Raw genomic sequence first — 13,226 nt, 5'->3', positions numbered from 1 at the left:
GTAAGGTCTCGGCGATCAATGAGCTAAGGGCGGGCAAAATGAACAAAAGGGTGACGGCTGTCGTGGCCGTGGGCGTGGCGCTCGTCGTGCTGCTGACTGTCGTGGCGTTCTCCGAGCCCGGCACGTCGGCGGCGCAGGGAGTGCGACTCACCCGGCAACCCGACGGTTCCATGGTGCTCGCGGACAGGGGCGGCGACGCCCCTGTGCTCGACCTCTACGAGGACTTCGACTGTCCCGTCTGCAAGGAACTGCACACCAGGGTCAACGCGACGATCGAGCGGCTGGCCAAGGAGGGCAAGGTCAAGGTCGTCTTCCATCCGGTGACGGTCTTCGAGGACGAGCCCATGCGCTCCAACTCCGTCCGCGCCGCCGCCGCTGCCCGCTGCGTGCCCGAGGAGAGCTGGCTGGCGTTCAGGGAGGAGCTGTACGCCATGCAGCCCTCGCCACACGGACTGGCCTCGGGCTTCGACGTACAGGAGCTGGCCAAGGCGGCCAGGAAGGTCGGCGCGGACGTCGACCAGTGCGTGATCTCGCAGTCGTACGCCGACGCGCACCTGCAGGAGAGCGCGAAGGCGGGGATCGACGGGACACCGACGCTGCTCCTCGACGGCGAGGTGCTGGGCAACGAGGCGTTCGACCCGGTCACCCTGGAGCGGGCCATCACCGGCGGAACAGGCATCACCGTCTGACACGTCCCAAGGATTGAGATCGATGTGCCGACCAGTGGATAGGTGTGGCAGACTCACAAGCACCATGTTCTACGGTCTGCTCATTATCAGCAGGCGCGCTGGCTGACAAAGGGACACCGCCAGCGCGCAGACCTCTCACGTCCGTGAGGGGTCTTTTTGTTTTCCAGGGAGACGACACCATGGCCGACGACCGCTTTCACGTCTATGACACGACGCTGCGTGATGGCGCCCAGCAGGAGGGCCTCACCCTCACCGTCGCCGACAAACTCGCCGTCGCGCGGCAGCTGGACGGCCTGGGTGTCGGCTTCATCGAAGGGGGCTGGCCCGGCGCCAACCCCAAGGACACAGAGTTCTTCAGGCGCGCTCAAACAGAGCTCGACCTGAAGCACGCGCAGCTCGCCGCGTTCGGTGCGACCCGCCGAGCAGGTGTGAAGGCAGCCGACGACCCGTTGGTGGCCGCCTTGCGCGAATCCGGCGCGCCGGTCGTGACCCTTGTCGCCAAGAGCCACGACCGGCACGTGGAGCTGGCCCTCCGCACGACTCTCCAGGAGAACCTCGCGATGATCCGCGATACGGTCTCCCACCTTCGTGCGGGGGGACAGCGAGTCTTCCTCGATGCCGAGCACTTCTTCGACGGCTACAAGTCCAACCCAGCCTACGCGCTCGAGGTCCTGCGCACGGCGGCCGAGGCGGGGGCCGACGTCATCGCTCTGTGCGACACCAACGGCGGCATGCTTCCCGACGAGCTGGCGGACATCGTCCACGCCGCCGTCCAGACCAGCGCCCGTGTCGGCATCCACTGCCACGACGACACCGGCTGCGCGGTCGCCAACACGCTCGCCGCCGTCAAGGCCGGCGCCACGCACGTGCAGGGCTGCGCCAACGGCTACGGCGAGCGGTCCGGCAACGCCAACCTGTTCACCGTGGTCGCGAACCTCCAGCTCAAGCGGGGCTTCGACCTGGTGCCGCAGGAGTCGCTCGCCGACATGACGCGCATCGCCCACGCGATCACCGAGGTCACCAACGTCACGCCCAACTCCCACGCGCCCTATGTCGGCATGTCGGCGTTCGCGCACAAGGCCGGGCTGCACGCCAGCGCCATCAAGGTCGATCCGAACCTCTACCAGCACATCGACCCCGCCCAGGTCGGCAACGACATGCGCATGCTGGTCTCCGACATGGCCGGCCGCGCCTCGGTCGAGCTCAAGGGCCGCGAGCTGGGCTACGAACTCACCCCCGAGGCCACCAAGGCGCTGGTCGAGCGGGTGAAGGACATGGAGTCCAGGGGCTTCACCTTCGAGGCCGCCGACGCCTCCTTCGAGCTGCTGCTGCGCGACACCGTCCACGGACAGCGCAAGCGCCACTTCGAGGTCGAGTCGTGGCGGGTGATCGTCGAGCGCACCAAGGGTGGCGAACTGGTCAGCGAGGCCACGGTCAAGCTGCACGCCAAGGGCGAGCGCATCGTCGCCACCGGCGAGGGCAACGGCCCGGTCAACGCGCTCGACCGGGCGGTACGCCTGGCGCTGGAGAAGCTCTACCCCGAGCTGGCCAGGCTGGAGCTCATCGACTTCAAGGTGCGCATACTCGAGGGCACCCACGGCTCCGACGCCATAACCCGCGTGCTCATCACCTCCAGCGACGACACGGCCGAGTGGTCCACGGTCGGCGTCGCCGAGAACATCATCGACGCCTCCTGGCAGGCGCTGGAGCAGGCGGTGACGTACGGCCTGCTCCGCGCGGGCCACGAAGCCGGCTCGTAAGGCGCCTACTCCTGGACCTTGCCTCCGGTGAGCCGGGACAGGACCAGGGCGATGATGATGATGGCGCCGTTGAGGGCCTGGATCCACTGGGCGGGCACGCCGGCCAGGGTGAGGACGTTCTGGATCATGTAGAGGAGGAGGATGCCGGTGAACGCCCCGAACATCGTGCCTTTGCCGCCGTTGAGGCCGACACCGCCGATCACGGCCGCGGCGAACACGGTGAAGATGGCGCCATCGCCCTGAGCAGCGGCCACCGAGGCGAGGTGACCCGACATCAGCAGGCCGCCGAGCGCGGCGAGCAGGCTGGCGCCCACCAAGGCGGTCCACAGCACCCGGTCGGTACGGATGCCGGCCGCCTTGGCCGCGTCCACGTTGCCGCCGATGGCGTACAGGGCACGGCCGTACTTGGTGAAGCCGAGCAGCACGATGCCGGCGGCGAACAGCAGCAGGCACAGCCAGATCGAGGCGGGCACCCCCAGCCACATGGCCGAACCGAGGTAGAGCATCGACGACGGCAGGTTGAAGAAGGTCTGGCCGCCGGAGATGCCCGTGAGCAGGCCGCGCAGCACGATCAGCATGCCGAGGGTGACGATGAAGCCGTGGAGCCCGAACCGTACGATCAACAGGGCGTTGACCATACCGATCAGCACCCCGACGGCCAGGGTGATCGGAATCGACCAGGCGCCAGGCACCAGGCCGAGCCCGGCGCCCGAGCCGGCGGCGACGGTCAGCCAGGCGGCCACGCCCGGCGCAAGGCCGAACGTCGACTCTAGCGACAGGTCCATTTTGCCGGCGACCAGCACGATGGTCTGGGCCAGCACCAGGAGAGAGATCTCCGACATGGTCTGCAGGATGTTGATCAGGTTGTCGCCCTGCAGGAAGATCGGGTTGACGATCTGACCGACGACGGCGATCACGATGATCGCCGGGATCAGCGCGAAGTCGCGCAGCCGGGCGAGCCGCACCTGTGGCCGTGCCCGCTCCTGAGGGGCGCTCCCGGTGACGGGCGTGAGGGTTTTCTCAGGCATCGAGCCGGACTCCTTCCATGGCCGCCACCACGTCGTGGTCGTGCCACCCGGCGGCCATCTCCGCGACGATGCGACCCTGGAACATCACCAGCAGCCGGTCGCAGAGCCGCAGGTCGTCGAGTTCGTCGGAGGCGATCAGCACGCCGGTCCCCTCGGCGGCCGTCTCCTCGACCTTGCCCAGCAGGAACTCCTTGGACTTCACGTCCACCCCGGCGGTGGGGGTGATCAGTACGAGCAACCGGGGATCGGAGGCCAGCGCCCTGGCCATGACGACCTTCTGCTGGTTGCCGCCGGACAGGCCCATCACGGGCAGGCCGGGACCGGGCGTCTTGATCGCCAGGTTGGTGATCAGGGTGCCGGCCAGCCGGTCGCGCCGCCTGCCGCTGATCAGGCCGGCCTCGCCGAGCCGTTCGGGGACCGTCATGGTGGCGTTGTTGGCGATCGACATCATCGGGACGAATCCCTGATGGTGCCGGTCGCGGGGGACGAAGCCGACGCCCGCGGCGAGCGCGTCAGGCACGCTGCCGGGACGAGGGACCCGCCCGGCGACCTCGATCGTGCCTGAATCGGCCGCGCGCAACCCGGCGACGGTCTCGGCCAGCTCGGTCCGGCCGCTGCCGGCCGCCCCCGCCAGGCCGACGATCTCGCCGGCCTGGATCTGGAAGCCGACCTCTCTGTACGCGTCGCCGTACGACAGGCCGCGCACGCCGAGCACCACATCGGCGCCGGCGGGCACGGCCGTCCGGGAGGAGGTGCCGGCCAGGCCGGCGGCCTCTCCCGCCAGGGCCGCCACCAGCTCGGCGTGCGGCAGGCCGGCCACCGTGGTGGTCAGGATGTGCCGGGCGTCGCGGAAGACCGTGACCGTGTCGCAGATCTCGTAGATCTCCTGCAGGTGGTGGCTGATGAACAGGAAGGTCACTCCCTGCTCCTGCAGGGTGCGGATACGGGTGAACAGGCGGGCGATGGCGGCGGCGTCGAGCTGGGCGGTCGGCTCGTCGAGGATGATGAACCGGGCACCGAAGGACAGCGCACGGGCGATCTCCACGAACTGCCGCTGTTCGACGTCCAGTTCTCCGGCGGGCAGCCGTACGTCCACGTCCACCGACCACGTCTCCAGCAGGGCGGCGGCCTTGCGGCGCAGGTCCGGCCAGTTGACGAAGGCGGCGTGGCGGTTGAGGTAGAGGTTCTCGGCCACGGTGAGCTGGGGGATGATCGTGGACTTCTGGTAGACGCAGGCCACCCGCTGCCGCCAGGCGTCACGGTCGGCGAGGCGCGGGGCGGGTTCGCCGTCGAAGCGCACCTCGCCCTCATCGGGTGCCTGGAGCCCGGTGAGTATCGAGACCAGGGTGGACTTGCCTGCCCCGTTGCGGCCGACCAGAGCGTGGGTCTGGCCGGGCATGATCCGGATTCCGGCGCGGTCCAGCGCGACGGTCTCGCCGTATCTCTTGGTGACGTCCACCGCCTCGGCCAGAGGCGTGGGCGCCTGGTCAGCCGCCAAGATTGTTGCCCCAGAGCGAGGATTCGCCCGGCTTGACGCTCGTGACGCCCCCGTAGGTGCCGCCGTCGGCTGTGACCAGCGGCGCGGAGAGCTGGTCCTCCAGCAGGCCAGGGCGCACCTGGATGATGGTGCTGTCGTGATCGGTCGCGCCGGGCTTGAACGTCTTGCCGTCGATGGCGGCCTTGGCGTACTGCAGCGCGTACTTGGCGTACTGGTCGGCCGGCTGGGAGACGGTGGCGTCGATGTTGCCGGCGGCGATCTCCTTCAGCTCCTGGGGGATGCCGTCATTGGAGACGACGAAGACGTGCTTGGGGTTGTCCGGGGGGACCAGCAGGCCGCGCTGCTGGAGCACTTGGAGGGTGCCGGACAGGGCGAAGCTCGATTGCATATAGACGCCCTTGATGTCCGGATTGGCGGTGAGCCGCGTCTGGAGCTTCTGCGAGGCGATCGCGCCGTCCCAGTTGGCCGCCTCGCCGAACACCGTGATGCCGGGGTAACTCGCCTTCATGCATTCGTTGAACGCCTCGGTGCGGTCACGGCCGTTGATGGAGGCCAGGTCGCCCTGGAGCATCACGACCTTGCCCTTGCCGCCCAGCTTCTCGCCGAGGAACTTGCACGCCTTCTCGCCGTACGCCCGGTTGTCGGCACGCACCACCATGAAGGCCTGGCCCTGCTCGGGACGGGTGTCGACCATGACGACGGGGATCTTCTTGGCGTTGAGCTGCTGGAGGGTGGGGGCTACGGCAGCGGTGTCCTGCGGCGCCAGCACGATGCCCTTGACGCCCTGGCTGATGAGACTCTGCACGTTGGCGGTGAGCTTGGAGATGTCGTTCTGCGAGTTGGAGGTCTTCAGCTCCAGGCCGTTCTCGGCGCCGAACTTGGGGACGTACTTGATGAAGGAGTTCCAGAAGTCGGTGTCGGAGCGGGGGTAGTCCACCCCGACGACCGGCTTGCCGCCTCCTGAGGCGGTCGTGCCGCTGCCTCCGCCACCCCCGCAGGCCGCGGCCAGTCCGGCCGACAGGGCGATGGCCGCCCCCAGGGCGAGTCCTCGTTTCATGGCTGTTCCTTTCCTGCGCTGCTTCCGGGTCGCTGTTCTGGGTCACAGCCGGAGGTCGGCGGTCCACTGGGGACCGTGCGGGTAGGCGTACTCGGCGCGGGATTCCGGACGCATCTCGGCGCCCCCGCCCGGCCGTTCAGGGGCGAGGTATCGGCCTTCCCGGATCACGACCGGGTCGGCGAAGTGCTCGTGCAGATGGTCGATGTACTCGATGACGCGGTCCTCGGCGGTGCCGCTGACGGCCACGTAGTCGAACATCGACAGGTGCTGGACCATCTCGCACAGCCCGACGCCGCCCGCGTGCGGGCACACCGGGACCCCGAACTTGGCGGCCAGCAGCAGGATGGCGATGTTCTCGTTGACCCCGGCGACCCTGGCCGCGTCGAGCTGCAGGATGTCGATCGCGTCCGCCTGCAGGAACTGTTTGAACATCACCCGGTTGTGCGTGTGTTCGCCGGTGGCGACCTTGATGGGCGCCACCCGCTTGCGGATGGCGGCGTGGCCGAGCACGTCGTCGGGCGAGGTGGGCTCCTCGATCCAGTACAGGTCGTACCGCGCCAGCGGGGCCAGCCACTCGATCGCCTGGCCGACGTTCCACGCCTGGTTGGCGTCCACGGCGATGCGCACATCGGGTCCGACCGCCTCCCGGGCCAGCCGTACGCGCCGGACGTCCTCGGCTTGGTCGGCACCGACCTTCAGCTTGATCTGGCGAAAACCGTCAGCGACCGCTTCCTTGGCCAGCCGGACCAGCTTGTCGTCGGTGTAGCCGAGCCAGCCGGGGGTGGTGGTGTAGGCGGGGTAGCCCTCGGCTAGCAGACGGGCGTGGCGCTCGGCGCGGCCCGGCTCGGCGCGGCGCAGGATGGCCAGCGCCTCCTCCCGGGTGAGGGCGTCCTCCAGGTAGCGGAAGTCAACGACGTCGACGATCTCCTCCGGCGACAGCTCCGACAGCAGCCGCCACAACGGCTTGCCCGCCCTGCGCGCACGAAGGTCCCACAGCGCGTTGAGCACGGCTCCCGCCGCCATGTGGGTGACGCCCTTCTCCGGGCCGAGCCAGCGCAGCTGGCTGTCGCCGGTGAGCAGGCGGGACATCCCGCCGAGGTCGCCGAGCACCTCGGCCACCGGCCGCCCGGTGACCAGCGGTGCCAGCGACTCCACCGCGGCGACGGCGATCTCGTTGCCGCGCCCGACGGTGAAGGCGAGCCCGTGGCCTTCCTGCCCGTCGCCGGTCCGCACGATCACGTAGGCGGCCGAGTAGTCGGGCTCGGGGTTCATGGCGTCGGACCCATCGAGGTGCCGTGAAGTCGGGAACCGGATGTCGTGGGCCTCGACCGCAGTGATCAGCTCGGGCACGATGAGGTACCTCCATGGGATGTTTCCCAGCAAGTCAAATTTTTGACATGGGATGTCTTTGTAATCCCGGCCCTTGCTTCCTGTCTAGAGGTAGCCGAAAAGGACCTTAGACAGCCCATGTCTGTTCATCGCCAGATCTGGTTCTCGCTTAGACATGGGATGTCTGTTATGTTTCCCGTGTGGCTCGCGTGCCGATCGAGCCGCTCCACCTCGGGAGGCCGTACCCATGTCCCTGACCGACGAGGCGATCTCCCGCATCCGGGCGCTCATCCAGTCGGGCGAGCTGTCCCCGGGAGCGCGGCTGCCACCGGAGCACCAGCTCGCCGCCCAGCTCGGCGTCTCCCGTAACCCGTTGCGCGAGGCGGTCAAGGCGCTGGTCGTGGCCCGGGTGCTCGACATACGGCGGGGCGACGGCACCTTCGTGACCAGCCTGGAGCCACGGCTGCTGCTGGAAGGGCTGGGGCTGGCTGTCGAGCTGCTGCGCGACGACACCCTGCCGGAGATCGTCCAGGTACGGCGGATGCTGGAGCCCGCGGCGACCGGTCTGGCCGCGTCCCTGATCTCCAGCGAGCAACTTGAGGAGATCGCCGAGCACCTGAACGCCATGCGCGCCGCCAGTGACGACGTGGAGAAGCTGAATCACCACGACGCCGCCTTCCACCGCGCCGTGGTGCGGGCGACCGGTAACGAGACGCTGTCCACCCTGCTCGACGGCATCTCCGGCCGTACGCTGCGGATGCGGGTGTGGCGCGGCACCGTCGAGGCGGGCAGCTCGCACAAGACCGTCGCCGAGCACGAGGCGATCTACAACGCCCTGGCCGCCGGCGACGCGACTCTCGCCCAGGCCGCGGCGCTGATGCACATCAGCACGACCGAGAGCTGGCTCCGCTCGGTGCTGGGAGACGTCGAGGGCTCCCGTGACCAGGAGGAGTACACATCATGAAGGTCCGCCTGGCATGCGGGAAACCGGGCTGACGGCCGAGTTGCCCGAGAGGCCACTCTCGACGTGATACCTGGTTCTCTGCGACTGCGATCATTCCGCTGAAGGCTATGTAGGCCCTGAAACGGTCCCGAAACTCAAGTTTTCCGACCAAGATCATTAGTGCGTGTCAGTTTCCCAAGTCGTCTGCACGTGAGCCGCGCCTTCCAAGGGCATGTCGCTGATCAAGTCAGGCGTTGAGCGGGTCGTAGCTGTGGGTCGTGCATCGCGAACAGCTATGCCGGCGCCCGCGGGATGCTGTAGGCAGCGGTCTGACACGCACGCAGTTCGTGAGCGATGAGGTCCGGGATCGGGTATCAGTGCTTGTGTTCCAGCGCCGCCAGCCGTTCGGCTACTTTGTCGCCGATGGTGACGAGCATCGCCATCTCTGTCGCAGTGAGATGATCAATGAGCACGTCGCGGACGTCGGCCACGTGCTGCGGAGCCGCGATTTTGATCAGGTCGCTGCCCCGGGGAGTGATGGCGACTACCGCCCCCCGTTGGTCGGCGAGGCACCGCTCGCGGGACACCAGGCCGCGATTCTGCATCCGGCCCAGGTGCTGCGACAGGCGGCTCTTCTCCCAGCGCAACAACTGGCCGAGTTCGAACGACCTCAGCCGGCCTTCGGGCGCCTCAGAGAGATGGGCCAGGACCTGGTAGTCAGCGCCGGACAGCCCGCACCGGTTGCGCAGCTGCCGCTCGATGAACTCCGACAGTCCGTCCTGCATCTTCATCAAGCTGCGCCAGGCCTGCTGTTCTCGCTCGTCCAACCACCGCGGCTCGGTCACGCACGTCACTTTACCGTCTAGTTGACATGGTAACCAAGCGCCACGTACATTCTGGTTCACACGTTAACCAAATGGGTGTGTCGATGACACAGCCGTTGACAACGACGGGTGGGCATGGCGTCCTATCCAGCTCCAGAAAGCAGGCACTCCATGATCAGCATCAGCATTATCGGCCTGGGGAGTATGGGCCGCGCCATTGGCGCCCGCGCGGTCGAGGGCGGCCACGCCGTCGAGGTCGTCGGTCGCGACGCGGCCAAGGCCAAGGACCTGGCCCTCGCGCTCGGCGGCGGCGCCACGGCCGGGACATTCGGCACCGCCCCAGCCGGCGACATCGTCATCCTCGCCGTGCCGAACGCCAGCGCCGTGCCGGTCGTCGCCCAGTACGGCGACGCGCTAGCCGGCAAGGTCATCATCGACATCACCAACCCCATGAAAGCCGACGCCACCGGGCTGACCACCCCTGACGGCACTTCCGCCGCGCAGGAGATCGCCAAGGCCGCCCCGGCGAGCGCGCACGTCGTGAAGGCGTTCAACACCGTCTTCGGCCACGTCCTGACCCCGGGGCGCCCATTGGACGTGCTCTTCGCCGGCGACGACGCGCGGGCCAAGGCAAGCGTATCGGCCTTCATCGAGAGCCTCGGGTTGCGCCCGCTGGATGCCGGAGGCCTGGAGATGGCGCACTGGCTGGAAGGGACGGGCCTGCTGATGATCAACCTGGGCCGCCACGGCGTGGGGGACTTCAACTTCGCCCTCGGCGTCAGCAATCTCAGCTGAGCACACCCGCACCACCGATTCTCGCGCCAGCTCACTCATAAGGAACAGCAGAATGCGCGTTTTCGTCACTGGCGGGACCGGCCATTCCGGTTCGTACATCGTCCCCGAGCTCATCGCCGCCGGGCACGAGGTCACCGGCCTGGCCCGGTCGGACACTGCCGCGGCGGCGCTGTCCGCGCTCGGCGCGAAGGTGCGTCGCGGCGACCTCGGGGATCTCGACGGGCTCAAGGAAGCGGCTGCGGACTCCGACGGCGTCATCCACGTCGCGCACCGGCAAGACCTGCTTTTCTCCGGCGGGATCCACGCCGTGGCCGCCGCCGAGCTCCCGATCATGCTCGCCTACGGCGAGGCACTGGCGGGAACCGGAAAGCCGCTGGTCGCGGCGGGGAGCATCGGCTCGCCCGGGCAGGGATTCCTGGGCCGGACGGCCACCGAGGAGGACCCGGCCCTTCCCAGTGGCGATGAGCACAAGGGCACCCTGCGGGCTCGTAACGTCGTGGAAACCGCCGTAGTCGGCCTCGCCGAGCAGGGCGTGCGGTCTTCGGTCGTGCGGATCGCCAACATCGCGCACAGCACGACCGATCGTGCCGGCTTCCTCCCGACGCTGATCGCGCTCGCGAAGGAGAAGGGCTTCATCGGCTACCCCGGAGACGGCGCGAACCTGTGGAACGCCGTGCACATCCGCGATGTCGCCTCCTTGTTCCGCCTGGCGCTGGAGAAGGGCCCGGCCGGCAAATACTGGCACGCGGTCGACGACGGGGGCATCCCGTTCCGCGAGATCGCCGAAGCCATCGGCAGCCGTCTGGGCCTGCCCGCCGTGAGCGTTCCCGTGGACGAACTGGTGCTGCCGGGATACTTCGGGTTCCTCGCGCACATCGTCACGCAGAGCTACCCGGCGTCCAACCTCGTCACCCGCCGGACCCTCGGCTGGGAACCCGTTCAGCCCCGCCTGCTCGCCGATCTGGACAACGGCCACTACTTCCCCGCCGGCTGATGACAGGACCCGAGTCTCAACGAGTCCGGCACATGACAAGGAGGGCGGCTCAGAATATGACGACTGTGGGATTCATCGGCAGCGGCGCCATCGGCAGCACCATCGCGCGGCTCGCCGTCGAGGCCGGGCATCAGGTCGTGCTCAGCAACTCGCGCCGTCCCGAAACGCTCGCGGACACGGTCGCAGAACTGGGGCCGCGGGCGTCCGCGGCGACGAGCGGGGAGGCCGCGGCGGCCGGTGACATCGTCGTGGTCACGGTGCCGGTCAAGGCGTTCCCCAACTTGCCCGCCGTGCCACTGGCCGGGAAGACGGTCATCGACACGTGCAACTACGGCCCCGAGCGTGACGGGCACATCCCCGCGCTCGACAGCAACGGCTCCTGAGCGGGTCGGCCACCGCGCGGCCAAGCCCACGCCGTCGGCATCGCGACATCAGAACGCGGTCCTGCGCCGTCAGGTCCCACGGGAGCGTTACGAGCCGACCGATCGCCTGTGGTCGGCTGTCTCACCAGCCCAAGGTCATACCGTGATGGCGATCACCACGACAATCCGGCGATCTTCAATAAACCTGACGTGCGGAAAACCGGGCCAGCCGCTCCAGCCGGACCGGCTAGAGCAGTTTGGCGGGGAAGGTCAGGCCCTGGACCTTGACCTTCCCGCCCGAGCAGGACACCTTCGGCGAATCGGTGTCGGGCACGATGACCGTCAGCAGTGACTTGGCGGCGGGGGAGACGACGACGTTCGTCGGCACCTTGGACAGGTACGTCGGCGACACCCACCCCAGTTTCCCGCCGCGCTGCACCTGCTGCCCGCCCACCGGCTTGCACCCCGCCAGCTGGACCATCGTGACCCGGTACTTCCCGTCGCCCAGCACGACCCGGCCGCCGCCGTTGGAGATCACCTTGAGCGACGGGGCGAACCGCCACAGGTTCTTGACCTTCTTGCCGCCGGACGCGGTGTCGAGCACCGCCATCACGTCCTGGCCGTGGTTCACCAGCACCGATCGGGTACGGGAGGTGCCATAGGCCGTGTCGGTCAGCCGGAAGGCCTGCCGGTCCTTGCCGTACGAGGACTTGATGAGTTTGCTGGCCGTGCGCGGACGGAAGCGCCCGCCCACCACGGACGGCACGTTGTGGGCCTCGGGGGAGAGCGTCCAGTAGCGGTAGGAGCTCTTCTCGTAGGAGTTGAAACCGCCGTCGACCAGGATGTCGCGGCCCTGGGCGTAGTAGGTCACGCTCAGGTGGTCCTCGTGGCCGTGGAACTTCAGGCCGGGGCCGAACCTGATCGAGTAGAAGGCGGATTCGGGCTTGCCCCAGTCGGTCCGGCCGTACACGTAACCGGCCTTGTAGACCTTGACCTTCTCCTTGGGCGTGCCGGTCTCGATCTTGGGCTCGACCTCGGCGCTGCCGTCGCCGATCGGCACCATGAAGCCGTTGGGCTGGGTGGAGTGGGCCACGAACGTCTTGAGCGCGTCGGCCCGCCGGGTGATCTCGCCGGGCACCTTGCGGCCGCAGTCCTTCATGTTGGTCATCGCGACCATGAGCCTGCTGTGCACGTAGACGGCGTAGCGCGGCGCCTGCTCCATGAGCGCGCCCTGGGAGTCGACGTCGAGCTTGACCGTGCCGGTCAGCCGCTTGACGGCCAGGCTCAGCCAGTCCTTGCGGCCGTAGCGGCAGGCGATGCCCATGAGCGCGATGTCCTGGTCGATCCCGTGGTTGTGGCCCTTCTTGTACAGCCGCGAGTCGGTCAGGAGCTTGCCGTGCTCGGCCAGCGTCTGCTTGAGCCAGGCATCCTTGACGTGCATGCTCAGGCAGACCAGCGCCTGGGAGCGGAGGGAGACGGGGTGGTCCTTCCAGGCGTACGACGGGGTGCCGCGGGCGCCCCGCCTGTTGCTCTGGGCCCAGTCCTTGGTGATCTCCACGGCCCGGTCGAGGTAACGCTCCTCGCCGCTGTTCTCGTACGCCACGACGAGCGTGCCCATCCAGCGCAGCGACTGGAAGACGAACTCCCACGAACGGTTGTGGTACGGGCTCATGGCCCAGTTGATCTTCTTCCCGATCTTCACCGGAGGCTGCTCGACCAGGGGCAGCTCACCCCGCATGACCTCGTCCGCAGTGGGCGTACCGGGCAGCCAGTCGCCCTGGCACTGCGAGGTGCGCTTCACCGACGTGTCGGCGTGCGCGGTGCTCACCAGCCCGGTGGAAACGAGCATGAGAGCGAGGGGGATCGCAAGGCGGCGCACGCCGGTTCCTTCCGGGCAAAAAGATGGGGGCGGAACATGCTGACCGAATCACGATCAACTGGTCAAGT

General features: G+C 68.2%; 12 protein-coding genes. 6 read left to right on the top strand and 6 right to left on the bottom strand.

Features of this window, described 5'->3' with window-relative positions:
- The first annotated feature begins 38 nt into the window (after positions 1-38).
- Positions 39-689 (top strand): thioredoxin domain-containing protein, encoded by a 651-nt coding sequence (locus tag ACGFJ2_RS14090; protein WP_357950337.1) that lies wholly within the window; start codon positions 39-41, stop codon positions 687-689.
- Positions 690-868: 179 nt separating this feature from the next.
- Complete coding sequence (gene cimA, locus ACGFJ2_RS14085; protein WP_357950340.1) at positions 869-2,449, top strand: citramalate synthase; 1,581 nt, start codon at positions 869-871, stop codon at positions 2,447-2,449.
- A gap of 5 nt (positions 2,450-2,454) precedes the next feature.
- On the opposite strand, the gene ACGFJ2_RS14080 is transcribed toward cimA, so the two are convergent.
- The 4 genes from ACGFJ2_RS14080 to ACGFJ2_RS14065 are packed head-to-tail and all read right to left on the bottom strand — an operon-like array spanning position 2,455 to position 7,382.
- Positions 2,455-3,477, bottom strand: coding sequence for an ABC transporter permease (locus ACGFJ2_RS14080; protein WP_357950343.1), 1,023 nt, complete (start codon positions 3,475-3,477; stop codon positions 2,455-2,457).
- Complete coding sequence (locus tag ACGFJ2_RS14075) at positions 3,470-4,975, bottom strand: sugar ABC transporter ATP-binding protein (protein WP_393467963.1); 1,506 nt, start codon at positions 4,973-4,975, stop codon at positions 3,470-3,472. The genes ACGFJ2_RS14080 and ACGFJ2_RS14075 overlap by 8 nt, the downstream gene beginning before the upstream one ends.
- Positions 4,965-6,032, bottom strand: coding sequence for a sugar ABC transporter substrate-binding protein (locus tag ACGFJ2_RS14070; protein ID WP_393467960.1), 1,068 nt, complete (start codon positions 6,030-6,032; stop codon positions 4,965-4,967). Before ACGFJ2_RS14070 ends, ACGFJ2_RS14075 begins: the two co-directional genes overlap by 11 nt.
- 42 nt (positions 6,033-6,074) lie before the next feature.
- Complete coding sequence (locus ACGFJ2_RS14065; RefSeq protein ID WP_393467957.1) at positions 6,075-7,382, bottom strand: enolase C-terminal domain-like protein; 1,308 nt, start codon at positions 7,380-7,382, stop codon at positions 6,075-6,077.
- Between the two features lie 226 nt (positions 7,383-7,608).
- Between ACGFJ2_RS14065 and ACGFJ2_RS14060 the strand changes: the two genes are divergently transcribed.
- Positions 7,609-8,325 carry a FadR/GntR family transcriptional regulator gene (locus ACGFJ2_RS14060; protein WP_393467955.1) on the top strand — a complete coding sequence of 239 codons (717 nt, stop codon included), beginning with the start codon at positions 7,609-7,611 and terminating at the stop codon, positions 8,323-8,325.
- 353 nt (positions 8,326-8,678) lie between these two features.
- On the opposite strand, the gene ACGFJ2_RS14055 is transcribed toward ACGFJ2_RS14060, so the two are convergent.
- A complete protein-coding gene (locus tag ACGFJ2_RS14055) occupies positions 8,679-9,149 on the bottom strand; it encodes a MarR family winged helix-turn-helix transcriptional regulator (protein WP_363996997.1) in 471 nt (156 codons plus the stop codon).
- Positions 9,150-9,299: 150 nt separating this feature from the next.
- On the opposite strand from ACGFJ2_RS14055, the gene ACGFJ2_RS14050 reads away from it, so the two are divergent.
- The 3 genes from ACGFJ2_RS14050 to ACGFJ2_RS14040 are packed head-to-tail and all read left to right on the top strand — an operon-like array spanning position 9,300 to position 11,300.
- The gene (locus tag ACGFJ2_RS14050) at positions 9,300-9,923 is read left to right on the top strand and encodes an NAD(P)-binding domain-containing protein (protein WP_357950361.1); all 624 of its coding nucleotides are present in this window, start codon (positions 9,300-9,302) and stop codon (positions 9,921-9,923) included.
- A 52-nt stretch (positions 9,924-9,975) separates the two neighbouring features.
- The gene (locus ACGFJ2_RS14045; protein WP_393467952.1) at positions 9,976-10,917 is read left to right on the top strand and encodes an SDR family oxidoreductase; all 942 of its coding nucleotides are present in this window, start codon (positions 9,976-9,978) and stop codon (positions 10,915-10,917) included.
- A gap of 56 nt (positions 10,918-10,973) precedes the next feature.
- Complete coding sequence (locus ACGFJ2_RS14040) at positions 10,974-11,300, top strand: NADPH-dependent F420 reductase (protein WP_393467949.1); 327 nt, start codon at positions 10,974-10,976, stop codon at positions 11,298-11,300.
- Between the two features lie 226 nt (positions 11,301-11,526).
- Here ACGFJ2_RS14040 and ACGFJ2_RS14035 read toward each other — a convergent pair whose 3' ends face one another.
- On the bottom strand, positions 11,527-13,158 hold the full coding sequence (locus ACGFJ2_RS14035; RefSeq protein ID WP_393467946.1) for a heparinase II/III family protein: 1,632 nt from the start codon (positions 13,156-13,158) through the stop codon (positions 11,527-11,529).
- Positions 13,159-13,226 lie beyond the last annotated feature (68 nt).

It is taken from the genome of Nonomuraea sp. NPDC049028 (assembly GCF_043197735.1).
Classification (GTDB): domain Bacteria; phylum Actinomycetota; class Actinomycetes; order Streptosporangiales; family Streptosporangiaceae; genus Nonomuraea.
This window is presented reverse-complemented; position numbering and strand designations above follow the sequence as displayed.